Source organism: Porphyromonas gingivalis ATCC 33277 (assembly GCF_000010505.1).
Lineage (GTDB): Bacteria > Bacteroidota > Bacteroidia > Bacteroidales > Porphyromonadaceae > Porphyromonas > Porphyromonas gingivalis.
The window spans coordinates 1,069,630-1,093,928 of the sequence record NC_010729.1 but is presented as its reverse complement, the minus strand read 5'-3'; the positions used below and the strand labels follow the sequence as shown (position 1 = coordinate 1,093,928).

Below are 24,299 nucleotides of genomic sequence, written 5' to 3'. Positions count from 1 at the left end.
GCTCAGATTAGAGAATTTAATAAAAACATACTGGAACATAATCCAAAAGATTCGTGTATATTTGTGCCCGCTAAGCCTGTCGAGCAGGTGCGGTATGCGGCTGTGGTGTAATTGGTAGCCACGCCAGACTTAGGATCTGGTGCTTCACGGCGTGCGAGTTCGAGTCTCGCCAGCCGCACCCAAAAAGAAGAGAGTGTGTCAGTAAATCGCTATTTCGAGGCGATTTCGACACACTCTCTTCCTTTTTATTGGAGATATTACAAAGAATAAAGGTCCGTGTTCAGGCCGGAAGGGATGCTATATATCCACGCATGGCCGAGAAAACAGCGCGGAAATAGCTTTTGAAAGATTGGGAAACCGGCTTAGGGGATCAGCAATGAACCATCGCCATAGCTCAGGAAGCGATAGCCCGATTCGAGGGCATGGTGGTAAACAGCCTTCCAATCCTCTCCGATAAAAGCCGAGACAAGCAGCAAGAGGGTACTGCGCGGTTGATGAAAATTGGTAATCATGGCATCGACCATCCGATAGCGATAGCCCGGAGCAATCAGAATCTTGGTCGGAAAAATCAGCGTTTCGACTCCTTGCTCGTCCATCCAAGCAAGTATTATGCGGATGGCTTCACTACGAGACAGGGCCGCATCTTCATTCTCATAGGCTTCCCACTGATTGACTTTTAAGGATTCTTGCGATGTATGCGAAGCGGTGGAGAGGCTTCTCCCCAGCCAATAGAGACTTTCGAGTGTTCGTACGGAGGTCGTCCCAACGGCAACGATACGACCCTGCCAATCACGCAGGGCTTCCAGCGATGAACGTTCGATGACTATCAGCTCGCGGTGCATCCGGTGTTCACCGATAGTCTCGCTTTTGACGGGACGGAAAGTGCCGGCTCCGACATGCAGGGTAACATCGATAACCGGAGTACCCTGTGCTCTCAGCCGTTCGAACTCCTCCTCCGTGAAATGCAACCCGGCCGTAGGTGCTGCCACCGAACCCTGATTTTTGGCATAGACGGTTTGGTAGGTTTCCAAGTCTTCCTCTTCGGTATCCCGATTGAGATAGGGGGGAATAGGGAGGATGCCGGCCATTTCAAGGATTTCGCCAAAGGTGTAGTGATCGTTTTCCCAGCTGAAACGGATGCATCCATCTGCCGCAGGATCGTGAGAAGCTGTCAATAAGATGCTACCTCCTTGCGGAGAAGGAATCTCCATCTGCAAGTCGCCCGACCGCCATCTTTTGGCATTGCCTACCATACAGTGCCAGACACAGGAGCCACGAGCTGTTAGCGAGAGTTCGTACTGTGCAGGGCTGACAGGTTCGAGACAGAATACCTCGATGGTCGCTCCCGTGGACTTGTGAAAAAGCAAACGGGCACGAATGACACGGGTATTATTCCTGACCAGCATACTGCCCGATGGCAGTACTTCCGATAATCGGGAGAATACGGCATCCTTTATCTCACCCTTGTCATAAACGAGCAATTTACAGGCATCGCGCTGTGGCAAAGCATGTTTGGCAATTCGTTCTTCGGGCAATGGATAGTCGTAGTCGGCAATGGAAATATCCGTGGTCGTAATCATCGTGGTATGATATTTTGCGCGGCAAAATTAGCAAATACTATGGCCGAACATGCTCTTTTCCCCAACGGCAAAGTCGGCTCTTACGTGTCATAGATCGTTTACCTTTGTCACTGTATGAACCACAGACGATCAAAAACCATGCTGACGATCCGAAACTTCCTCCTCTATTGTTGTCTGTCGCTGATAGCGTTCGCTGCCGATGCACAAAGCTCTGTCTCTTCGGGTAGACGACTGACAGAATATGTCAATCCCTTTATCGGAACGGCCAATTACGGTACCACGAATCCGGGAGCAGTATTGCCCAATGGGTTGATGAGCGTTACCCCTTTCAATGTCAGCGGATCGACAGAGAATCGCTTCGACAAAGATTCGCGTTGGTGGAGTGCGCCTTATTCGGCCGACAATAGTTACTGCATCGGTTTCAGCCATGTGAATCTGAGTGGAGTAGGCTGTCCCGAACTGAGTGGAATACTGCTGATGGCCACTTCCGGCACATTCGATCCTGACTACTGCCACTACGGCTCTTCGCTCAGTCGAGAATATGCGCGCCCGGGAGAATACAAGGCTGTATTGGACAAATACGGTATAGATGCAGCCGTGACCGTAACCGAGCGGACTGCTTTGACCGAATTTGCTTTTCCCGAAGGAGAAAGCCATATCTTGCTGAACCTGGGACAGGCCCTAAGCAATGAATCGGGAGCCTGCGTTCGATTCTTAAACGACTCCACAGTCGTCGGCAGCAAGCTGATGGGGACGTTCTGCTACAATCCGCAGGCGGTTTTTCGTCAGTATTTTGTGCTTCAGGTAAGTCGGCGACCGATCTCTGCCGGCTATTGGAAGAAGCAGCCTCCTATGACGGTGGAAGCCCAATGGGATTCGACTGCAGGGAAATATAAGCAGTACGACGGCTACAAGCGTGAGATGAGCGGTGATGACATCGGTGTCCGATTCTCGTTCAACTGCGATCAGGGGGAAAAGATCTATGTACGATCGGCCGTTTCATTCGTCAGCGAAGCCAATGCACTCTATAATCTGGAAGCGGAGCAAGAAGAGGTGTTCAAAAGCGTCGGAGGGAATCCGGCCAAGGCTTTCTCCGCTATACGCTCTCGCGCTATAGAGCGTTGGGAGGAAGCTCTCGGTACGGTGGAAGTGGAAGGAGGCACACCGGATGAAAAGACGATATTCTATACCGCACTCTATCACCTGCTGATACATCCGAATATCCTACAAGATGCCAATGGAGAATATCCTATGATGGGCAGTGGCAAAACGGGTAATACGGCTCACGACCGCTACACCGTGTTCTCTCTTTGGGACACCTACCGCAACGTACATCCGCTGCTCTGCCTCCTCTATCCGGAGAAGCAGTTGGATATGGTACGGACACTGATCGACATGTACCGAGAGAGCGGATGGCTGCCGAGATGGGAGCTGTACGGACAGGAGACCCTGACGATGGAGGGCGACCCCTCGCTTATCGTCATCAATGACACTTGGCAAAGGGGCCTTCGTGCTTTCGATACGGCAACGGCCTATGAAGCCATGAAAAAAAATGCTTCTTCGGCAGGAGCGACCCATCCGATCCGTCCCGACAACGACGACTATCTCACCCTCGGCTTCGTACCGCTTCGCGAACAGTACGACAATTCCGTATCGCATGCGCTGGAATACTATCTGGCCGACTGGAATCTGTCCCGGTTTGCCCACGCACTTGGGCATAAAGAAGACGCAGCTCTATTCGGAAAACGTTCGTTGGGCTACAGACACTATTATAATAAGGAGTATGGTATGCTGCGTCCATTGCTGCCGGATGGATCATTCCTCACTCCTTTCGATCCCAAACAGGGTGAAAACTTCGAGCCTAATCCCGGTTTCCACGAGGGTAGTGCTTATAACTATGCCTTTTTCGTTCCCCACGATATACAAGGGCTTGCCCGGCTGATGGGAGGAGCAAAGGTTTTTTCGGAAAGGTTGCAGAAAGTCTTCGATGAAGGATATTATGATCCGACCAACGAGCCGGACATCGCCTATCCTTACCTCTTCTCCTATTTCCCCAAGGAAGCATGGCGAACGCAGAAATTGACCCGGGAGTTGATAGACAAACATTTTCGCAATGCTCCTGACGGCTTGCCCGGTAATGACGATGCCGGTACGATGAGTGCTTGGCTTGTCTATTCCATGCTGGGATTCTACCCCGACTGTCCGGGCAGCCCCACCTATACACTGACTTCGCCGGTATTCCCCCGAGTTAGGATTCAGCTCAATCCGCAGTATTATCCTCAGGGGGAGTTGGTCATTACGACCAATACAGAGAATCAACCGACAGATTCCATTTACATCCATACGGTTTCTTTTGGCAATAAAACACTTCCGCATGGAACAAGGCATATCAGCCATGCCGATTTGGTGCGCTGCGGTCACCTCCGTTACGAACTAAGCAATCGTCTTCGATAAAGCCGAAGTTGCTTAGGATTACAAGCATTTACCTGAGTTTTTGATACAGAAGGTTGCAACTGCATCCTGAGACTGTTGCATGGGAGTTTCATTGAACTCTTTTGCTGCAGAGCAGATTCTTAGTGTCTTCGGGAAAGGTCAAACCTCCGGTATATGGGCACCGAGCAAATAGAAATTTCCCCAAGTTTCCATTAGAGAAGTACTCCTTTCCTCGTCAAATAGGCGAGAAATAAGAAACGATTGTCGGCTGTTTCTTGCTTCCTGCACGATGCAGGACGCGATTGTCAGCTGATTCTGCTCCCATCAATGCGCTAACTATCAGCTATTTGCAACTATTTTATAGGACTTTCATTGAAGTCTTTTGCCGCAGAGCTGATTCTTAAGTGTTTTTCAGGAAAGATCAAACCTCATGCATAAGGGCACCAAACAAATAGAAATTACTTGAGGTTTGCAGAGAGACCGCATGAAGCTCTCCTTTCTTCGTCGAATCAATGCTTGTATCTGTCTTGATCGATATGAGGGGGGGAAGGGTTATTGTGCAACGGTCTCATTCTATGTTTTTTTGCGAACCTAAATGGAATGAAAAAGACTACATTTGCACCGTTGTTATTGGATACATATGCTGATTACAGAGAGAATTTACGTATTGGAAGATGTCGATGTACAGGCTTTCCTCGGTGTAAATAACAGCAATCTCATGCTCTTGCGCACTCTCTTCCCGAAGTTGCGCCTGGTGGCACACCATAATGTGCTCAAGATTATGGGCGATTCGCGCGAGACGGATCGTTTCCTGGAAGTTTTGGAGCCGATGGTGGCGTATTGCCGTGAGTACAACCTCCTGCCCGAAGATGTGATCCTGCGCATTGCACAGGGTGCCAAGCTGCCCGCTGACGATGTCCCTAAACATCTTATCCTGCATGGAACGGGAGGCAAGAGCATCATTGCCAGAGGTGATAATCAGCAGAAACTTGTGGAGGCTTTCGAGGCCAATGACCTCGTTTTTGCCATCGGCCCTGCCGGAACGGGCAAGACCTTCGTAGCCATCAGTCTGGCTGTCCGTGCCTTGAAAAGCAAGCAGGTGCGCCGTATCATTCTCTCACGTCCTGCCGTGGAAGCCGGCGAGAAGCTGGGATTTCTGCCCGGTGAGATGAAAGATAAGCTCGATCCCTACTTGCAGCCTCTGTATGATGCGCTGGAGGAGATGATCCCTGCCGTGAAGCTAAAAGAGTACATCGAAAACAACATCATCCAGATAGCACCATTGGCCTACATGAGAGGACGTACGCTCAACGATGCCGTGGTCATTCTGGACGAAGCTCAGAATACGACCGAGTTGCAGATGAAAATGTTCCTGACCCGCCTTGGTGCCAATGCCAAGATGATCGTCACCGGCGACATTACGCAGACCGATCTTCCCAGAGGTGTGCACTCCGGTCTGCGTCAGGCTCTGACTATCCTCCAAGGAACGAGAGGGATAGGCTATATTGCATTCCAACGCGCTGATATAGTACGCCATCCGCTCGTACAGCGTGTGGTGGATGCCTACGACCGGTACGATGCCGAACGGAAAAAGGAGGCCGAAGCCGCAGCTTTCGCTGCGCAAACCATATAGAATCAGGCGATAGGTACCCCCGATATTATTACGAATCACTTAGCATACAATTCACGATGAAAGAAACATTAGCTCGTACCGACTTCAGACTGCCGGGACAGAAAGCCGTATATCACGGCAAGGTGCGCGACGTATACACGTTGGAGAATGATCTTCTGGTCATGATAGCCACGGATCGCATATCGGCTTTCGACGTAGTCCTTCCGGCCGGTATCCCTTACAAGGGTCAGGTACTCAATCAGATAGCGGCACACTACCTCGATGCCACTCGCGATATAGTTCCGAACTGGAAGATAGCTACGCCCGACCCGATGGTTACTATCGGACACCGTTGCGAACCGTTCAAGGTCGAGATGGTCATCCGCGGCTACATCACAGGAAGTGCATGGCGTGCCTATGCTGCCGGCGAGCGAGTGCTTTGCGGTCTGCCTCTTCCCGAGGGCATGCGCGAAAATCAGCGTTTCGAACATCCCATTATCACCCCTACGACCAAGGCCGATGAGGGTCACGATGAGAATATCTCTCGTGAGGAAATCATTGCTCAGGGACTGGTGTCGAAAGAGGACTACGAGCAGATAGAACGCTATACTTACGCACTTTTCGAGCGCGGTACTCAAATGGCTGCTGAAAAGGGGCTTATTTTGGTGGATACCAAATACGAATTCGGCAAGAAGGACGGTAAGATCTACCTGATCGACGAAATACATACGCCGGACTCTTCTCGCTACTTCTATGCCGAGGGCTATCAGGAGCGATTCGAACGGGGCGAAGCCCAGAAGCAGTTATCCAAGGAGTTTGTTCGTCAGTGGCTGATCGAGAACGGTTTCCAGGGCAAGCCCGGCCAGCAAATACCGGAAATGACGGAAGCATACTGCGACAGTGTGTCGGAGCGGTACATAGAATTGTACGAGCGAGTGGTAGGTAAGCCCTTCGAAAAGGCAGACCTGAGCAATCTGGCAGAAAGAATAGAAAAGAACATAACGGAGTATCTGCGTTAGCAGTCGGCTGACTGTCGAATAATCATGTGCCATGCAAAGTCCTGAAAAAATAACCCCCTATGACACCGAATGCCCCAAGAATGAGCAGGTAGAGGCCATGTTCAATCATATCGCCGGACATTACGATCGTCTCAATCACCTCTTTTCATGGGGAATGGATCGTGTATGGCGGCAGAAGGCTATCCGTATGATCGAGCCTTTCGCTCCACATACAGTGCTGGATGTGGCTACCGGAACGGGTGATTTAGCCATCGAAATATGCAGGCATATCCCTTCAGTCAAGCAGGTGACGGGTGTAGATCTTTCGTTGGAAATGATGAGGATAGGGGAGCAGAAAGTACGTTCGGAGAATTTGGACAATCGGATTACGTTCATGCAGAAAGATTGTCTCGATCTTCCTTTCGCAGATCATAGTTTCGATGCAGTTACAGTGGCTTTCGGCTTGCGCAACTTTCAGAATATCAAACTCGGTCTGGAGGAAATGTATCGTGTGCTCAATGAGGGTGCTCCTCTGATGATACTGGAGCTTTCCCGTCCGGTGAGTTTCCCCTGGAAGCAGGGCTACAACTTCTATGCTTCGCATGTGATACCGGTTGTCGGTCGTTTCCTCTCACAGGATGCGGAAGCCTATACCTATCTTCCCGAATCGATAGCAGCCATGCCTCAACGGGAAGAACTGGCGGACCTGATGCTCTCTGTCGGATTTCGGGAGGCGTATTATCGTAGCCTTTCGTTGGAGGTGGCAACCGTTTATATGGGACTGAAATGAAAAAGTACGGTCTGATCGGCTATCCACTGGCTCATTCGCTGTCTGCCGAATTCTTCAACGCCAAATTCAAGACGGAGGGAATCAATGCCGTCTACGAACTTTTCCTTCTGGAGTCGCTTTCCCAACTGAAGAGTCTGCTTTCGCTCCATCCCTCTCTTCAGGGGTTCAATGTGACATCGCCGTACAAAGTGGAGGTGATGCGCTATCTGGATCGGATAGACGAGGAAGCGGAATTGACCGGAGCCGTCAATACGATTCGGGTAGAACGTGCGCGCTTTCGTCGTCCCCATCTCGTCGGTTATAATACCGATGTGAAAGGCTTTGCCGATAGCCTGGAGCTGATCCGAAAGCCGTGGCATACGCAAGCTCTCGTCTTGGGATCGGGTGGGGCAGCACTGGCTGTGATGCGCGCTCTGAAGAAGATGGGAATAGTACATCGGCAGGTCAGTCGCACACCTTCGGCTCCCGGTGTGTATGCATATTCGGATCTGACGCCGGAGATTATCGAACGGCACAAGCTGATCGTCAATGCCACTCCGGTGGGTATGTATCCACATATAGACCAATGTCCGTCTATTCCGTTCGAGGGTATAGGTGCAGAGCATCTCTGTTATGATCTGATCTATAATCCGCAGGAAACGATCTTCATGCATCGCGCTCAAGCACAGGGTGCTTCTGTGCAGAACGGATTGGAGATGCTGCTCATACAGGCGTTGTGCAGTTGGCGTATCTGGAACGAACGATAGTCTCTCTCCCCGTATATCCGTTTTCCTATGTCCTCGCATTCCGTTCGGTATTTAATCGGCATTGCCGGCTGCTTGCTTCTCATGCTTGCTTCCTCCTGCTCGGTCACTCGTTATGTGCCGGACGGTAGCAGACTATTAGACAGGGTAACGATCGCAAGCGAAACGGACAGTATCGCTCTGCCGGAAGATATTCGGGACTATACCCTCCAGCAACCCAATTACAGACTGTTCGGGATGACTCGCTGGCTACTGCGCGTCTATAGCAGCTCGAATCCGAACAGCAACAGCTGGTGGAACCGTTCGCTCCGGAAAATGGGCGAACCGCCTGTCCTCATCGATTCTGTCCTCACCGAGCGTACTGCCAACCGTCTGGCAAAGGCGATGGCCGGCGATGGCTTTCTCGATGCTACTGCTCGTGCCGTGGTAGACACCGGCTTGTACAAGAAAGCTCGCATTACTTATCTGATTCAGCCCGGAAGCCGTTATTATATACGCAATATGGCTTTGGATGTGAAGAATCCACTCCTTCCTCCCGTTACGCTTGGCAATTCGCTTCTTTCGGCATACAAGGTCGGGATCAGCGAGGGTTCTCCCTTGTCGCCCATCGTACTCGATGAAGAGAGAAAGGCGATAGCTCGTCATATGCGCAACAACGGCTTCTGGAAGTTCTCCGCCGAGGATGTTTATTATGAAGCCGATACTACCGTTTCAGGAGGATCGGGTACGAAATCTGCCGATCTGAAATTGGTGGTCAATGGTATCGGGCGTTATCCATATCGGATCGGCAGGGTATTCTTTCATGCCGATTATGATCCTCTCGAATCGGACTTCAGAGTTCAGGAGCTGCCACGTATCGATTCGATTTCGCGTGGCGATTACACTGTTTACTATGGGAGTAGGGGACGTTATATCCGGGCATCGGCTCTCACGCGGTCGGTGTCCGTTACACCGGGAGCTTTTTTCTGCGAGGATGATGTGGAACGCTCTTATATCAAGCTGAATGCGCTCCCTATCGTTCGGAACGTGAATATCCGATTTGTGGAGCACAATGGTAAGGATGAGATTGCTCCGGCGGATAGCTCTCGCCTTGTGGACTGCTATATTCTTACCGTTCCGGCCAAGAGCAAATCGTTCGAAGCCGAAGTCCTCGGCACCAATTCCGCAGGAGACTTCGGGGCGGCTTTGTCTCTCGGTTTCACCGATCGCAATTTGTTTCGTGGGGCGGAGATGTTCAATATCAAACTCAAGGGTGCTTACGAAGCCATTCGCAAGGGTTCGCACAGCTTCATGGAATATGGGGTGGAAAGTTCGCTCCGTTTCCCTCGTCTCCTCTTCCCATTCATTTCTGACGAAACGCGCCGGCGGCTACGGGCATCCACGGAATGGAAGATCGGGTATAATTACCAGACACGTCCGGAGTTCGATCGGGTGATTCTCTCCGCTCAACTCAATTATTCATGGCAGACCTACCTGCACAATCGTCTGCGTCATACGATCCGCCTGCTGGATGTCGATTATCTCCATCTCCCGTACATCGATCCCGACTTTGCCCAATCCCTTCCGCCTACGACTGCACTGTATAACTACACGGAGCAGTTTATCCTCGGCTCGGCATATATACTGAACTATACCACGGCTTCGTCCATGGAGCGTATCGTATCCAATCCTTTTACGGCACGGTTCAGTATCCAGACAGCCGGCAACCTGCTGCAAGCCATTTCTTATCTGACCGATTCTCCGAAAGACGAACACGGGTTGTATAAAATGTTCGGTCTGCACTATGCTCAGTTCGTCAAGCTCGATCTCGATCTGGCTAAAACCGTTCTTCTCGAAAAGGACAATACTTTGGCACTGCATCTGGGTTTCGGACTGGCTTTCCCTTATGGCAATGCTCGCCATATACCCTTTGAGTTACGTTACTTTGCCGGAGGATCGAACAGCGTTCGTGGCTGGAGTGTCCGTACCCTCGGCCCGGGGAGTATGAAGATGACTCCGGACAAGACCTTCTTCGATCAGATGGGTGATATTCGTCTGGATCTGAATGTCGAATACAGGACAAAGCTGTTCTGGAAGTTTCGCGCAGCAGCTTTTGTCGATGCCGGCAATGTCTGGACGATAAAGGAGTATGAGAATCAGGAGGACGGGCTCTTTCGTTTCGATCGCTTCTACAAGGAAATAGCTTTGGCCTACGGTCTGGGGCTTCGTCTCGACTTCGATTATTTCCTTGTGCGGCTGGATGCCGGACTGAAAGCCTACGATCCTCAGCAGACAGGGCGTTACAAATGGGCTATCACACGCCCAAACCTTTCTTCCAATTTCGCTTGGCACATTGCAGTAGGCTATCCGTTCTGATCCTTTTTCTTGCACAAGCGTAGCACGACAATGATTCCTTTAATACTTCCGACTATAAAGCTCGCAGGCTTTATACTATAAAGTATAGAGGCTTTATAGTATAAAGTGGTATGGGTTTATAGTATAAAGGGTGGAGGGTTTTAAGTATAAAGTCAGAAGGGTTTATAGTATAAAGTATGAAGGGTCCGCCGGAATACTCCTTTGGGCATCGTCCGAATCCGTTTTTACGGGCTGTAAATCCTTGCTTGTAAGAGGCTACAAATACAGTGCCACCGAGCCGATGGGGCAGAGATTAGACCAAAAGTCATTCGAATGCTGTTCGGCATGCTATTTTGTCACCTTTCATCGCCACTTTTGTGAAAACGTAACATGATCGTGGCAGAAGTTTTCTTCTCAAAAGGCAGGAAATGTCAGTTAATATCGGATTGTGCCTATTCTGCAATACAGGAACCGGCTCTCTTATCTCTGCACAGACCGAGCAAACCGAAGCCGATCCGAATCATATACCCGGAAGGAACCGGAACTTCAGAACGCCTCTTGACGTCTCAATCCTAAATTTATCGCAACGTTGTACTCGATACCGGATCTGCGAAAGAAAAAAACGGTGACAAAATTTGGTGGTATCAAATAAAACACACATCTTTGCACCCGTCAAGAGACAAGGTGCCATAGCTCAGTTGGTAGAGCAAAGGACTGAAAATCCTTGTGTCCCCGGTTCGATTCCTGGTGGCACCACGACACAAAACTTGTATAATGCGAACCTCTCGATTTCATTTTGAAATCGAGAGGTTTTTCTTTTTAGTCGCCTTACTCCAGGCAAATCACAAAGAAAAAGGACTGAACCAAAATCCAGTTTTGACACAGCTTCGGTTCTTTTTTCTGTGTTTCAAGCTCTGTTCTTCTGTTTCTTTGTCCATGAGTTCCACCCTATGTGGAAGGCCAATGGATGGATAAAAGGAAAGGACAACCATTGGAAAATCTGAGTGAATGCAAAGCTTACCTTCGGACATTGTACAGATTGGGACTCTGCACTCAAGAGATTGGACGCTAACTATATAGACTGGATGTCCAAGAAAACGACTACATTTGTTACAAAAACAGATACATTTAATCAATAAAATTCAAACAGTCATGAACAAAAACAACGATCTAAAAGAAAATGACAACAAACTGTCAAATGTGCCTGAACCTAATCGGCAAGAAGCTATTGCCTATTATAACAGAGGCGTCGGCTGCTGTATTGTAGGATCGTATGAAGAAGCGATTAAAGACTATTCTAAGGCAATAGAATTAGACGATAAATTCGTCCATGCGTATCATGGAAGAGGAATTGCATATTTTAAAAAAGGATCGTATGAAGAAGCGATTAAAGACTATTCTCAGGCAATAGAATTAGACGATAAATACGCCCCTGCGTATCATGGTAGAGGAAATGCATATTCTAAGAAAGGATGGTATAAAAAAGCGATTAAAGACTATTCTCAGGCAATAGAATTAGACGATAAATTCGCCCATGCGTATTATGATAGAGGGAATGCATATTGTGAGAAAGGATCATATGAAGAAGCGATTAAAGACTTTTCTAAGGCAATAGAATTAAACGATAAATACACCTATGCGTATCATAGTAGAGGAATTGCATATTGTGAGAAAGGATCGTATAAAGAAGCGATTAAAGACTATTCTCAGGCAATAGAATTAGACGGTAAATTCGTCCATGCGTATCATGGAAGAGGAATTGCATATTTTAAAAAAGGATCGTATGAAGAAGCGATTAAAGACTATTCTCAGGCAATAGAATTAGACGGTAAATTCGTCCATGCGTATCATGGTAGAGGAATTGCATATTTTAAGAAAGGGTTGTATGAAGAAGCGATTAAAGACTATTCTAAGGCAATAGAATTAGACGGTAAATTCGCCCATGCGTATTATGATAGAGGGAATGCATATTGTGAGAAAGGATCATATGAAGAAGCGATTAAAGACTATTCTAAGGCAATAGAATTAGACGGTAAATTCGCCCATGCGTATCATAATAGAGGGAATGCATATTGTGAGAAAGGATCATATGAAGAAGCGATTAAAGACTATTCTCAGGCAATAGAATTAGACGATAAATACATCCTTGGGTATAATGGTAGAGGAGTTGCATATTATGAGATAGGAGATTTTGAAAAAAGTCAAGCGGACTTCAATACAGTGCTATATCTGATTCTCTCCAATGAATTAATAAATCTTATAAGACCTATAAGACCTGGACTATCCCGATTAATAAGGGCTTTTGATGGCTATCCTCACAACTGTCACACTCTATTTCAGTACATATCTCTACCGACAGATTCTTTTTTCTCTCAAGGCCCCACTTCTTTTATCTCCTATTGGCAACGTGTTAGCCCTATACAAGACTTCTTGCTTTTACTACACTACTATGAGCTGCAGTTACCGCACGAAGAGTTCGTAAGTTTTTATCCCATTCTCATCTATAATCTCGGAGGATGTTCTGAGGCTTTCAAAGTTTTTGACGAAGAATTGGATACAGGAGAACAACCTCTTTCAGCCCAACAATACTACTATTTTATTCTCTCTGCTCTAAGTTTGAGTGAAGATGCCAATCTTGGTCAAAAGAACATTATCACAGATGCCATAGACAAAGTATCGACTCAAAAAGAGCCGGCTCCTATAGATTATTACTACTTAGGAATGATACACCTCTTGAACAATGATAAAGAATCTGCAGTACAGGCCTTTCATTGCTCTTCTATTCCTTTTTCCCGAATAATGACAGATAGCCTGAACGAAACAACTCCCAGTCAAGAGTTAAGGCATCTCTTGCAAAACATACATTCAAAAGAGATACAGCCCATAGATATTGAGCAAGGAAATTTGTCCCAATTCGAAGAATACCTTCATCTTTTGGAGGTTTGCTATTTCCCAGAGATGGCAAGAAAGTATTTGGAGAAAGAAGTAAAAATGCTTTGGAATGCTTTTGAACTGACAGAAGAAGCTCGTAAGGAGTTGGCAGACAAAATACGTTTCCTCGAATGTAAAAGATTTGTAAGTCAACTGAAAACTGTAAGCCTGTCGCAAGAAGAGTTTCAACGAGTCGAAAGCACTATCCTGTTTGAAACACAAAACTTATCTTCGAAAGAAGAAATTGAGGCTAAAATCGTGAGGTTAATCAGTTCTCATGGACAGGATACCACTCACCGGGAAATAATTCTCAAGCTTATACAATACCACTCCTATAATGGAGATATTGGTGCAGAAGAAATGTTCTTCTTAATGCTTTGGTTCGATCGAAATATTTCGAACAAAAAGTCAAAGAATATTTCTGCAACATCAATGGATATAATGATAGCAATATTTTCTGGTTGCATAACACACTATTTAGGCAATAATAGCCTATTTATTAGTTGCCTTGGGGCTGCTATTCCTGTAATTGCAGGAAAATTCATCGAGAATGAGACTTCTTCCGAAGAAATGAGCTATGAAGAATTCAAAAAACAGCTCTTTGAGTGCAGCGAGGTAGATGACCTCATCAAACTTATTAATAAATCGGGTTATTGCCGTCCGATAAAAGTTGTTTGATTGCTCACCAGCTTTTGATGATATAAAAAAGCAGGTATCGATCCTCCAGGATCGATACCTGCTTCATTCAAATTAAATATCATCTTATCCCATTATTGAACTATGACGAGGGACTAAGCTCTTGCTTCTTGTTGAAGTTAAAAGTGATTTGTTGCACCTTGCCGAAGTTATCTTCTATATATGAGACCTTTGCAAAATAAGGAGGTGGAGTAAAGAGGAGTTCTTGGCATAAAAGGAGCGAGTGAAAGAGGTGGCAGTAAGGAGTGAAAGTAGTTGTAAATCCCCCCTTTGAGGAGCTACTTGTACGAGCTCCTCAAGGGTGGTTATGCCTTATCCTACGGATGAGGACATAATTATCCCCGGCGTTCTGTATAAATTAAAGGCGATGCTTTCAAGAATGTTTTGAGTATGGGTCTTGGCAAGTCCCCGGTATCGACATCGTCCGCCATGAAACCACCGCCGAATACTGCCAAAGGTGCGTTCGATGGTGCTCCGTATCGGACCGATTGCTTTGTTTCGTTGCTTCTCTTCCTCGGTCAATGCCCTGTTGCGTTGTGCCTTGTGCATAATGCCGTCTTGAAGGTGATGGGTTTGCAGGTAGGAACGATTTTCCCCGCAAGCATATCCTTTGTCCGCCAAGACGGCTGTGCCTTGAGGTATGTTTGCACCCTGCAATAGGGGAATAAACTCCTTCGTGTCACTGCGGTTCGCTGCTGTCGTTATCACCTTTTGAACAATGCCTTGAACATTGGTCAGACAATGCTTTTTGTATCCGTAGTGATAACGCTTTTGTTTGTACACCCAACGGGCTTCTTCATCCGTCCCTTTACGTTGACGGACAACCTGTTTTTGATAATCCTCCTCTGCCTCTTTTTCCTCCTCGCTCCGATTGTCTTCTCTGTCGTCTGCGACTTCAATCGTAATGCTTCCGTTGGGTTTATGCGGCGTCTCCACAAGGCTTGCATCGACAAGCACCCCTTCCCTGACCGAAATGTGATGGCGCGAAAGTTGTTTGTTAAACTGCGCCAATAGTTTGTCCATGAGACCCAACTCTGTCAGTGCCGAACGAAATCGACTGATGGTGCTGTGGTCGGGAGATACCTCTTCCATCTTCAGTCCCAAGAATCGGGAAAAGGTGATTGAATCATTGATGCGCTCCTCCAGAGCACAATCACTGAGGTTGTACCATGTCTCCAAAAGCAACATCTTGAATAAGAGAATCACGTCATAAGCCGGGGCGCCGATGGCATTTTGTCGCTTCGTGTATTTCTTGTTGATCAGCGTCCTGATCGGACGCCAATCGATAAGCGTGTCAACCTGATTGAGGAAGTCGTTTTGTGCTTTGCGATAACGCTTTGAAAGGAGTGCGTCTGCAAATGTTACATGCTCATCGGTATTCTTGGATTGGTATGCCATGGGAGGAATATTATGCTGTTTTTAATGCTCAAATATACAAAATAACTCCCTATTATACAATGAATTAACAAACAAAATACACACCAATCGCCGTGCAAAGGTCTCATATATACGTCTAAAGATATTGGTGCCGGCATTTCATCCCCTTTCGTCGCCATTTTCCCTCCGATTGGATTCGGTGCCGGCAGAAGTTTTTCCTTCCGTTTGTAACAAATGGATCCTTTTTGCATCTTCATATATACAGGGGCATTCCTGCGGATGCCTGCCCCTACACGAGAGAACGGACTGAGTACGACGTGAATACTATCGCTTTCAAGGAGATTTTTCTTCCGATTCGCCCCTCCATTCGGGCTGTTTGTCACGCATTTTTGTGCGACGACGAGGAGGCTGAGGATGCCACCCAAGAGGTCTATTTGCGTTTGTGGGAAGCACGAATGCGGCTGGACGGACTGGACAATCCGAGGGCGTATGCCATCCGAATAGCTCGGAACTACTGCCTGAACCTGATCCGAAAGGCAAGCAACAGCCCTTATTCGACCTCTTTGGAGGCTGCCGAGGTACAGGAAGTGTCGGAGACGCATGGCGGTGAGGCCGATCTGCTACTCTCGGAGCAAATCGGGAGGCTGCGGCAGTGGTTGAGGGGTGTGTCCGAACTGCATCGGACGGTCTTTGCCATGAGCCACTTCCGGCGGCTTTCGAATGGCGAGATTGCCGAGCGGTTGGGACTGACAGAGGGCAATGTGAGGGTGATACTGTGCAGACTGCGCAGAGAAGCTAAGGAGGTGATGAAAGATGATGCGTGAAGAGAGAAATAAAATCGACCGGCTACTGGAAAGTTTTTATGCCGGTACCACTTCTCCGCAAGAGGAGTTGGAGCTGTATTGCTTGCTGGAGGGATTGCCGGATGCGGCTCCCTATCATTCGGACTTGCAGCTTTTGCGGGCTTTGATCGGTCTTCCTGAGCGTGAAACGGTAATGGAAGATGATTCGGACAAAGTTCTCTTGGAAAAGATGGCGAGTTGGGAGGATCGTGTCCGGCATCCTTCAAGGCGGTTGTCGCTTCGGTTGGTACGCTACGGGGCTGTAGCTTGTGTGGCTTTGGCACTGGCCATAGGTGTGGCGGTGGAGCTGAATACGGTGGGACGACTTTCGTCCAACAGGAACGGGATCGCGCTCGATCGGGACGAAGCCGTCCGGGAAACGGCCTACGCCATGGAGCTATTGGAGTATTGTCTCGATCGCGGGGCTGATGCGGAGGGGGAGTTTGTGGAAATGCTCGGATGGGAAGAGGAAGCCTTGTATGCGGAAACGGCTATGTCCGAAGAGGAATATGAAAGAAACACAATAGAATAAAAAAGGAGAATAGAGATGAAAGCAAAAATGATTGTAGCCCTGATCGTGGCTGTATGTATGTTGTCCCCGGTAGCCGATGCTCAGCGTATAAAAGTGGAAGAACTTAGGAAAGATAACGGCATCGAATCCGTCTATCTCTCCAAGTCGATGCTCAAAATGGCTTCGAAGTATCTGAAACGGAAGACGGATATCAGCATCAATACGTCGTTGCTGGATGGGATGTACATTTTTTCGACCGATATGAATCGTTCTTCGTCCGCGGCTCTGATTCGCAGAACCTTTTCCCCGATCATGGGCGGGAGCCGTAAGGACTATGAGGAGCTGATGTCTGTGCAGGATGGCAACGAGCGAATCGGTTTCTATGCCGAGAAGGGCAAGAAGAATACGTTCCGGACACTTGTCCTGTACACGGAGGATGCGGAGGAAATACGTGCACTTGTCATGGAAGGGACATTCACGCGAGAGCAGCTCGATCAAATGATTTATCCCAATGGCCGTTCGCGTTATTTCCGCAAGGAGTGGAATGTTTTGAAGCCTGACAACTCGGAGGCTATGCGAAAATATCGCAAGCAAAAGGAGAAATACTACCAAGAGTATATGAAGGCTCAGAAAAAGCAAAATCAAGAATGGCGCAAGGAGCGGGAAAAGCTCCGCCAAGAGATGGAAAAAGCCCGCAAACAATACCGCGAGGAAATGAAAAAGGCCCGGGAAGAACTCCGAAAGTCAGGAGCAGAATCCTATCTGATTTTTCCCGATTCTACCTGGAAGATAGATATGGCCGATCTGGATTGAGCTGTATTATTTCCGGTTATTCATAAAAGCTTGCATTTGAGATTGGAATCTGCTCTTGAAATTCTCAAATTCGGAGACCAACCAAAGCCGGCACAAAGCGCTACATTTGTCCTGTAACTAAAAAATAATATGGAGCACAAGGACGATAAGGGGAATATCCTCATCTATCAATCCCAAGATGAGACCATTGCACAAAGAGGCTGTTCTTTTTCCTCGCTTGTTTCTGGTGTGTTTTTGACCATTCTCGTCTGTTTTGCAGCTTGGGGGATTAGTCCCCTTTCCCGCACCTCGAGGGCAATTGCCCTCGAGGTACGGGCGTTTTACGCCTATTTGGCGCCTTGAAGCACAAGAAGCCCCGGCATACGCTTGAGATTGTAGGCCATAGCTTCAAGGATATTTTGGGTATGTGTCTTGGCTAACCCTCGGTAGCGACATCGTCCGCCACAGAACCATCGTCGAATACTACCGAAGGTACGTTCTATCAAGCAGCGCGTCTTACTGATCATCCGATTGAGTTGTTTCTGACTTTCACTGAGGGCTTGACCTCGATGGGCCTTAAGCATAATTCCATCTATCAAACCTTGACGGGCCAAATACTCCGAATTCTCCTTGCTACAATAGCCTTTGTCGGCCAAAACACTAATTCCTCCCGGCAACTTGGACTTCTTGATCAGCTCAGGTAATACAACCGTGTCTGCACAATTAGCCGAGGTCGTGACCACTGTTTCTACCAAGCCCTGCTCGTCCGTCAAGACGTGCTTCTTGTATCCATACCGATAGTGCCTGCCTTTGCGTACCCAACGAGCCTCCGAGTCTACTCCCGGTTTGCCACTCTTGAGTTCACAATGATAAGCCTCCTGGTAGGTAGCCGACCTCCACTTCCGGATTGGACAGGAACTCTTGAGTTCACAATGATAAGCCTCCTGGTAGGTAGCCGACCTCCACTTCCGGATTGGACAGGAACTCTTGAGTTCACAATGATAAGCCTCCTGGCTGTGTACGAGCTTCCTCCGAACGAGTATCCTCTCGATCTTCGGCCACTTCTATGACCACGCTACCATCAGGGGAGTAAGGACTATCCACAATGCTCGCATCAACGATGGCGCCTTGATCAATACGGCTGATGCCGTGCTTCTTGAACTGCTTGTTCAGCTCCCGAAGGAGTTTATCCATAATCCCCAAGCGAGTGAGTTCGCTACGGAAACGACTGATCGTGCTATGATCGGGAGAAGGGAAGCCGAGATCCAGACCAAGGAATTCACTGAAAAGCAAGGAGTCGTTGATGCGTTCCTCAACCTCATAATCACTCAAACCATATCGGGTCTCCAAGAGTAGAATCTTGAACATCAACAGTGCATCGTAGGCAGGGTTACCTATGGCATTCTGTGTCTTGGTGTATTTCTTGTTCAGCAGTGTACGAATACCACGCCAATCAACACCGGCATTGATTTGACGTAGGAAAGAGTGTTTCATGCGATCTCTGCGAACCTGAGTGTATACTTGCAGGAAGCTTGGTGCCGATTCTGTTTGTTTGGTAGCCATATTTATGCTCTTGTTTATACGTGTAAAATACTAAATATCATTGATATACGCAAGCAATGCAGGCAAATATGTCGCAAAAATACCGTGCAATGGTCTCTTGAGGAGCTCGTTCAAGTAGCTCCTCAAGGGGGGATTTACAACTACTTTCACTCCTTACTGCCACCCCTTTCACTCGCTCCTTTTATGCGAAGAACTCCTCTTCCCTCCACCTCCTTATTTTGCAAAGGTTTCCAAATGTATGCTTGGGAGAGGAAAGGGTGGGGGCAGCATAAGACCTGGTTTTCTATTCAAATGAAGCCACGCTATTTCTATCTTGACCTGAGACCATCGTACATCTTCCCTGCACAGCACTATGTTTTTAGAATGCACATGCGTGAAATAAAAAAAGATGTGTCAAAATCTTTTCGACACATCTTCTTTATATTGCTTTATCACCACCTCAATGAGAGGTGTGGCAAGCGTTTAGTTTTTTACTTTGGCCACAATAGCTCTGAAAGCTTCGGGGTGGTTCATCGCCAAATCGGCGAGAACTTTGCGGTTGATTTCGATACCATTTGCATGGAGAGCACCCATCAGGCGAGAATATGACATTCCTTCCAAACGAGCTGCAGCGTTGATACGCTGTATCCACAGAGCACGGAAATTGCGTTTCTTGTTCTTACGGTCACGATAAGCGTAGGTCAAACCTTTTTCCCACGTGTTCTTAGCAACCGTCCATACATTCTTACGAGCACCAAAATATCCGCGAGTAAGCTTCAGAATTCTTTTGCGTTTGGCTCGCGATGCAACGTGATTGACTGATCTTGGCATAATACTAATTGTTTTTGATTGGCAGCGGCACCGGTTTTAACAAACCTACGCTCTTGATATAGCATGCCTCTCTGTTAAAAAAATCGTTGTTAGTTTGCTTTGAAAGAGTTTGTTATCGGAGACAAAGGAGCTGCTTAACGGCATTCTCATCTACCTTATGTACTGTAGAGAAGTAGGTGAGGTTACGCTTTTGCTTCTTCGTTTTCTTTGTCAAGATGTGACTCTTGAAAGCGTGCTTACGCTTGATTTTACCTGTTCCGGTAAGGGCGAACCTCTTTTTGGCACCGGAGTTAGTCTTCAATTTAGGCATTTTCCAACACTATTATTATTAAACACTTCTTGTTATTCCACTGCTATAGGACAGGCTTTGTCGGATGGCAGCGTTTTTTTTCTTCTTCGGTTTCTGCTGACTCGTTGGCTTGTTTAGAAGCCTCCACCTGTGTTTTCGGTGGTGTATGTCCTTTTTTCGATGCAGACTTTGGAGTAAGCATGATTGTCATACGCTTACCTTCCAAAATAGGCATTTGCTCTACGCGAGCGAAGTCTTCCAAATCATTGGCAAAACGGAGCAAAAGAACTTCTCCTTGCTCCTTGAAAAGGATCGAGCGTCCACGAAAAAATACGTAGGCTTTTACCTTGGAGCCTTCTTGCAAAAACTCTTTTGCGTGTTTGAGTTTGAAGTTGTAATCGTGGTCGTCCGTCTGGGGGCCGAAACGGATCTCCTTGATTACGATTTTCACCGATTTGGCTTTTTGTTCTTTAGCCTTCTTCTTCAGTTGGTAAACAAACTTCTGATAGTCGGTAACGCGGCATACGGGCGGATCAGCATTTGGTGAGATCTCGACCAAATCCAAATCTTGGCTTTCGGCAATGCGTCGTGCTTCTTGTATGTTGTACACACCTTGCTCCACATTGTCACCGACGAGACGCACCTCTTTTACTCGGATTGCTTCGTTGATCCGATGTTGATTCTTCGTTTTATCGATTGCCATTCAAAATGTTTAAGAGGGGGAAAGGGTTGTTTTGCCAATTTCCCCTTTTTATAATTGTTTGAATTGTTGTTACCTTATTATTGTTTCTGAAAAAGAAGGCTTTAGTTTTGATAATCTTTGCGCCAGGCACTAATCATATCATCGACTTCTTTCTCGATAAGCTCGGCAAAGGTAGTAATTTTCATAATACCCATATCTCCTTCGCCTTGTTTGCGTACTGATACCTCTTCTTCCCGGCTTTCGTTTTCGCCTACGATGAGCATATACGGAATACGTTTCAATTCGTTGTCCCGTATCTTTCGTCCGACCTTTTCGTTCCTGTCGTCCACTTGTACGCGAATATCTCGCTGGTTCAACTCTTTAGCTACACGGTGAGCATACTCGTTGAAGCGTTCGCTTACCGGCAGTACAACAACCTGATCGGGTGTGAGCCATAGCGGAAATTTGCCTGCCGTGTGCTCTATGAGTACAGCAACGAAGCGCTCCATCGAACCGAATGGTGCTCGGTGGATCATCACAGGACGATGTTTTTTGTTGTCTTCACCGGTGTATTCCAAATCGAATCGTTCGGGCAGGTTGTAATCCACCTGAATGGTTCCCAACTGCCAACGACGACCCAATGCATCTTTGACCATAAAGTCCAACTTGGGACCATAGAATGCAGCTTCGCCATATTCTATGACAGCGGGGAGACCTTTTTCTTCACAAGCCTCGATGATTGCGCGCTCGGCACGTTCCCAATTTTCTTCACTTCCGATATACTTCTCTCTGTTTACTTTATCTCGAAGTGATATTTGTGCTTCGAAGTTTTTGAAATCAAGAGCTTTGAAAATAATGAAAATGATATCCATCACTTTGCAAAATTCTTCTTTTAGCTGATCCGGACGACAGAACAAGTGAGCATCGTCCTGCGTGAAACCTCTTACACGTGTCAGCCCGTGCAACTCTCCGCTTTGCTCGTAACGATACACAGTCCCGAACTCGGCCAAACGAATCGGTAGATCGCGGTAGGAATGTGGAGTGATCTTGAATATCTCGCAGTGGTGAGGGCAATTCATTGGCTTTAGCATGAACTCTTCTCCTTCCTGCGGCGTATTGATCGGACGGAAAGAATCCTGTCCGTATTTGGCATAGTGCCCGGAGGTGATGTAGAGATTCTTATTGCCGATATGCGGCGTGATTACCTGTTGGTAGCCAAAGTGCTTCTGTATCTGCTTCAGAAAGTCTTCCAAACGCAAACGGAGCTGTGTGCCTCGCGGTAGCCAAAGCGGCAAGCCGGCACCTACATTTTGGGAGAAAGCGAAGAGTTCGAGCTCCTTACCGATCTTTCGATGGTCGCGCTTCTTAGCTTCTTCCAAAAGCTCGAGATATTCATCCAACATCTTTTTCTTTGGGAAAGAGATTCCATAGATTCGTGTCAGCTGTTTTCTCTTTTCGTCGCCGCGCCAGTAAGCTCCGGCTACGCTTAAAAGCTTGATCGCTTTAATGTAACCGGTATTGGGTAAGTGAGGACCGCGACAAAGGTCGGTGAACCCACCTTGCGTATAGGTCGTAATGGTACCGTCAGCCAGTTCGCTGATCAGCTCCACTTTATATTGATCATCCTTATCTCCGAACATCCGGAGAGCGTCAGCCTTGGCTATGTCGCGTCGAATGATCGTTTCTTTGCGAGCAGCCAAATCTTGCATTCTTTTTTCGATGGCAGGCAGATCGGCATCTTTGATAGAAATGCCTTCGCCCGGATCCACGTCATAGTAAAACCCGTTTTCAATAGCTGGTCCGATACCGAATTTGATACCCGGATACAATTCTTCCAATGCTTCAGCCATCAGGTGAGCACTGGAGTGCCAAAATGCATGCTTGCCTTCCGCATCGTCCCATTTGAATAACTTCACTTCTGCATCTTCATTGATTGGACGATGCAAATCCCACACTTGTCCATTCACGCCTGCAGCTAATACATCTTGCTGCAAACGGGGACTGATGCTACCGGCTATATCCCAACCGGTAATCCCCGCTTCATATTCGCGGAAGTTGCCATCCGGAAAGGTGATCTTGATCATATCGTTATGTTGTCTATTTCGTTTCTTGTTCGGTAGTAGGGTAGTAGGCGTAAGCCTCTACATAATTATCTGTGCGCGCAAAAGTACGACTAATATATTTAACCATGAAAGCTTGGCAAGGTTTGTGCAGGGTTGCAGATTCCAGTTACAAGTGCAACACTAAGGCAAATTTAGTAAGAAGCGTTCGGAAAGGGGGATATTCAAGTTTCTTGCCCGGGGCAATCGCATTAGAAATCGGATGATAGGATTTCTTGGATATAAAGACCTGATTCAGAGAAGCTCTGATTCCTGCAATATAGGCCGTTACAGTGTGTGAGTCGGAATCGGGATCAAGCTTCCTCACCCCTCGGATTGTTTTTCCATCGATGCAAATATGTTGCCCGAGGATCTCCTAAACAGTGAGCAGCCAAGATTTGAAGGCCTCTTGAAAAGCCTTCGGATCCAAACCGCGAAAACAGTAACTGAAAGTATCGTGTGAGGGCGTATAATTCATCAGCTCTCTCTCTTTGCCAATCTTTTATACAGCATTTTAAGGTCTTCTTCATGTAGTTGGGCATAGAGCCCGAAGTCGCTCCACGTGGTAAAAACGGACATAATCCCGGAGAATGAAATAAGTAAAAGATAATCAATGGGATAGATCAAATGATTGCCTCGACGATGATCCGGGACAGTTGAAAGAATTTGAAAGATATTTTCCATAAATAATTTAATTGCAGCCAAAGTGTTAGTTAAGTCGCTTGAAATCAGATATAAATATACCGAATTAAGCTGCATGAACAAAGAAAAACATCATTGATTTTTCAGGTGTTTGAATCTTGTCTCAATGATCTCCGCTAAATCCAAATACGATAGCCCTGTGATTCGAATGTTTCGATTCTCTCGAGTTGGCCGAACTTCTTATATTTGCAGCCGATTAAGCTCTTCTTGAAGACAGAATATGCTCTTCTGCTCAATATAAATACATTAATAAACTGCTAAATTGATATGCACACCGATATTATGACCTCCAACCATCTGCCGATACGACTGCTACAGTCGCTCCCTTTTATTCACATCCACTCACTGCGTTAGAGAAAAAGAGCGTATAGATAGACCTATGATGTATAAGGGTGGAATACCCCTTTGGTAGTCCACCCAAGAGACCGGGCACCCACTGAGTTTAACGGCAAACTCGGTGGGTGCCTTTGTCTTATCACCTCCTGAATCGGCCTTTTTTATCCTGCGATTTATAT

General features: G+C 47.2%; 17 protein-coding genes, 2 tRNA genes and 2 pseudogenes. 12 read left to right on the top strand and 9 right to left on the bottom strand.

All coding sequences use genetic code 11. From position 1 onward, the window contains the following. Positions 1 to 96: 96 nt before the first annotated feature. Positions 97 to 178: transfer RNA gene (locus PGN_RS04700), tRNA-Leu, on the top strand. A 184-nt stretch (positions 179 to 362) separates the two neighbouring features. Here the strand turns inward: PGN_RS04700 and PGN_RS04695 are convergent. Beyond that, a complete protein-coding gene (locus PGN_RS04695) occupies positions 363 to 1,580 on the bottom strand; it encodes an S-adenosylmethionine:tRNA ribosyltransferase-isomerase (protein WP_012457933.1) in 1,218 nt (405 codons plus the stop codon). A 138-nt stretch (positions 1,581 to 1,718) separates the two neighbouring features. On the opposite strand from PGN_RS04695, the gene PGN_RS04690 reads away from it, so the two are divergent. The 8 genes from PGN_RS04690 (at position 1,719) to PGN_RS04655 (ending at position 14,099) form a co-directional block, all read left to right on the top strand. Continuing rightward, complete coding sequence (locus PGN_RS04690) at positions 1,719 to 4,034, top strand: GH92 family glycosyl hydrolase (protein WP_012457932.1); 2,316 nt, start codon at positions 1,719 to 1,721, stop codon at positions 4,032 to 4,034. A gap of 619 nt (positions 4,035 to 4,653) precedes the next feature. Further along, positions 4,654 to 5,646 carry a PhoH family protein gene (locus PGN_RS04685; protein ID WP_012457929.1) on the top strand — a complete coding sequence of 331 codons (993 nt, stop codon included), beginning with the start codon at positions 4,654 to 4,656 and terminating at the stop codon, positions 5,644 to 5,646. 56 nt (positions 5,647 to 5,702) lie between these two features. Further along, positions 5,703 to 6,644 (top strand): phosphoribosylaminoimidazolesuccinocarboxamide synthase, encoded by a 942-nt coding sequence (locus PGN_RS04680; RefSeq protein ID WP_012457928.1) that lies wholly within the window; start codon positions 5,703 to 5,705, stop codon positions 6,642 to 6,644. Between the two features lie 31 nt (positions 6,645 to 6,675). Continuing rightward, positions 6,676 to 7,413, top strand: a complete 738-nt coding sequence (gene ubiE, locus PGN_RS04675) for a bifunctional demethylmenaquinone methyltransferase/2-methoxy-6-polyprenyl-1,4-benzoquinol methylase UbiE (protein ID WP_012457927.1) — start codon at positions 6,676 to 6,678, stop codon at positions 7,411 to 7,413. Beyond that, positions 7,410 to 8,159: a shikimate dehydrogenase family protein gene (locus PGN_RS04670; protein ID WP_012457926.1), complete on the top strand. Its 750-nt coding sequence runs from the start codon at positions 7,410 to 7,412 to the stop codon at positions 8,157 to 8,159. Before ubiE ends, PGN_RS04670 begins: the two co-directional genes overlap by 4 nt. A gap of 27 nt (positions 8,160 to 8,186) precedes the next feature. Further along, positions 8,187 to 10,511 (top strand): BamA/TamA family outer membrane protein, encoded by a 2,325-nt coding sequence (locus PGN_RS04665; RefSeq protein ID WP_012457925.1) that lies wholly within the window; start codon positions 8,187 to 8,189, stop codon positions 10,509 to 10,511. A 662-nt stretch (positions 10,512 to 11,173) separates the two neighbouring features. Continuing rightward, positions 11,174 to 11,246: transfer RNA gene (locus PGN_RS04660), tRNA-Phe, on the top strand. A gap of 396 nt (positions 11,247 to 11,642) precedes the next feature. Beyond that, complete coding sequence (locus PGN_RS04655; RefSeq protein ID WP_012457924.1) at positions 11,643 to 14,099, top strand: tetratricopeptide repeat protein; 2,457 nt, start codon at positions 11,643 to 11,645, stop codon at positions 14,097 to 14,099. A gap of 167 nt (positions 14,100 to 14,266) precedes the next feature. Here PGN_RS04655 and PGN_RS12365 read toward each other — a convergent pair. Beyond that, positions 14,267 to 14,426, bottom strand: a pseudogene (locus PGN_RS12365) (DNA methylase). A 3-nt stretch (positions 14,427 to 14,429) separates the two neighbouring features. Next, positions 14,430 to 15,515 carry an IS5 family transposase gene (locus PGN_RS04650; RefSeq protein WP_012457923.1) on the bottom strand — a complete coding sequence of 362 codons (1,086 nt, stop codon included), beginning with the start codon at positions 15,513 to 15,515 and terminating at the stop codon, positions 14,430 to 14,432. A gap of 224 nt (positions 15,516 to 15,739) precedes the next feature. Between PGN_RS04650 and PGN_RS04645 the strand changes: the two genes are divergently transcribed. Genes PGN_RS04645 through PGN_RS04635 form a run of 3 tightly spaced genes read left to right on the top strand, consistent with a single transcriptional unit; the run spans position 15,740 to position 17,660 of the window. After that, positions 15,740 to 16,318 carry an RNA polymerase sigma factor gene (locus PGN_RS04645; protein ID WP_230847070.1) on the top strand — a complete coding sequence of 193 codons (579 nt, stop codon included), beginning with the start codon at positions 15,740 to 15,742 and terminating at the stop codon, positions 16,316 to 16,318. After that, on the top strand, positions 16,308 to 16,868 hold the full coding sequence (locus tag PGN_RS04640; RefSeq protein ID WP_012457921.1) for a hypothetical protein: 561 nt from the start codon (positions 16,308 to 16,310) through the stop codon (positions 16,866 to 16,868). The genes PGN_RS04645 and PGN_RS04640 overlap by 11 nt, the downstream gene beginning before the upstream one ends. Before the next feature lie 15 nt (positions 16,869 to 16,883). Next, positions 16,884 to 17,660: a DUF4252 domain-containing protein gene (locus tag PGN_RS04635; RefSeq protein WP_012457920.1), complete on the top strand. Its 777-nt coding sequence runs from the start codon at positions 16,884 to 16,886 to the stop codon at positions 17,658 to 17,660. A gap of 326 nt (positions 17,661 to 17,986) precedes the next feature. Here PGN_RS04635 and PGN_RS12360 read toward each other — a convergent pair. The 6 genes and pseudogenes from PGN_RS12360 to PGN_RS11195 form a co-directional block, all read right to left on the bottom strand. Then, positions 17,987 to 19,202, bottom strand: a pseudogene (locus tag PGN_RS12360) (IS5 family transposase). 462 nt (positions 19,203 to 19,664) lie between these two features. Further along, positions 19,665 to 20,012 carry a 50S ribosomal protein L20 gene (gene rplT / locus PGN_RS04615; RefSeq protein ID WP_012457918.1) on the bottom strand — a complete coding sequence of 116 codons (348 nt, stop codon included), beginning with the start codon at positions 20,010 to 20,012 and terminating at the stop codon, positions 19,665 to 19,667. A 112-nt stretch (positions 20,013 to 20,124) separates the two neighbouring features. Beyond that, entirely contained in the window at positions 20,125 to 20,322 is a 198-nt protein-coding gene (rpmI, locus tag PGN_RS04610) for a 50S ribosomal protein L35 (protein WP_004584226.1), read from the bottom strand. Positions 20,323 to 20,365: 43 nt separating this feature from the next. After that, a complete protein-coding gene (infC, locus tag PGN_RS04605) occupies positions 20,366 to 21,004 on the bottom strand; it encodes a translation initiation factor IF-3 (protein WP_012457917.1) in 639 nt (212 codons plus the stop codon). Between the two features lie 101 nt (positions 21,005 to 21,105). Further along, complete coding sequence (gene thrS / locus PGN_RS04600) at positions 21,106 to 23,067, bottom strand: threonine--tRNA ligase (RefSeq protein ID WP_004584228.1); 1,962 nt, start codon at positions 23,065 to 23,067, stop codon at positions 21,106 to 21,108. Between the two features lie 391 nt (positions 23,068 to 23,458). Continuing rightward, positions 23,459 to 23,560, bottom strand: a complete 102-nt coding sequence (locus tag PGN_RS11195; protein WP_077070235.1) for an ISAs1 family transposase — start codon at positions 23,558 to 23,560, stop codon at positions 23,459 to 23,461. Positions 23,561 to 24,299: the final 739 nt, after the last annotated feature.

Bases quoted from the DNA above. Each gene is read 5' to 3' on its own strand.
- PGN_RS04695 (WP_012457933.1), bottom strand. From the start codon at position 1,580: ATGATTACGACCACGGATATTTCCATTGCCGACTACGACTATCCATTG.
- PGN_RS04690 (WP_012457932.1), top strand. From the start codon at position 1,719: ATGCTGACGATCCGAAACTTCCTCCTCTATTGTTGTCTGTCGCTGATA.
- PGN_RS04685 (WP_012457929.1), top strand. From the start codon at position 4,654: ATGCTGATTACAGAGAGAATTTACGTATTGGAAGATGTCGATGTACAG.
- PGN_RS04680 (WP_012457928.1), top strand. From the start codon at position 5,703: ATGAAAGAAACATTAGCTCGTACCGACTTCAGACTGCCGGGACAGAAA.
- ubiE (WP_012457927.1), top strand. From the start codon at position 6,676: ATGCAAAGTCCTGAAAAAATAACCCCCTATGACACCGAATGCCCCAAG.
- PGN_RS04670 (WP_012457926.1), top strand. From the start codon at position 7,410: ATGAAAAAGTACGGTCTGATCGGCTATCCACTGGCTCATTCGCTGTCT.
- PGN_RS04665 (WP_012457925.1), top strand. From the start codon at position 8,187: ATGTCCTCGCATTCCGTTCGGTATTTAATCGGCATTGCCGGCTGCTTG.
- PGN_RS04655 (WP_012457924.1), top strand. From the start codon at position 11,643: ATGAACAAAAACAACGATCTAAAAGAAAATGACAACAAACTGTCAAAT.
- PGN_RS04650 (WP_012457923.1), bottom strand. From the start codon at position 15,515: ATGGCATACCAATCCAAGAATACCGATGAGCATGTAACATTTGCAGAC.
- PGN_RS04640 (WP_012457921.1), top strand. From the start codon at position 16,308: ATGATGCGTGAAGAGAGAAATAAAATCGACCGGCTACTGGAAAGTTTT.
- PGN_RS04635 (WP_012457920.1), top strand. From the start codon at position 16,884: ATGAAAGCAAAAATGATTGTAGCCCTGATCGTGGCTGTATGTATGTTG.
- rplT (WP_012457918.1), bottom strand. From the start codon at position 20,012: ATGCCAAGATCAGTCAATCACGTTGCATCGCGAGCCAAACGCAAAAGA.
- rpmI (WP_004584226.1), bottom strand. From the start codon at position 20,322: ATGCCTAAATTGAAGACTAACTCCGGTGCCAAAAAGAGGTTCGCCCTT.
- infC (WP_012457917.1), bottom strand. From the start codon at position 21,004: ATGGCAATCGATAAAACGAAGAATCAACATCGGATCAACGAAGCAATC.
- thrS (WP_004584228.1), bottom strand. From the start codon at position 23,067: ATGATCAAGATCACCTTTCCGGATGGCAACTTCCGCGAATATGAAGCG.
- PGN_RS11195 (WP_077070235.1), bottom strand. From the start codon at position 23,560: ATGAATTATACGCCCTCACACGATACTTTCAGTTACTGTTTTCGCGGT.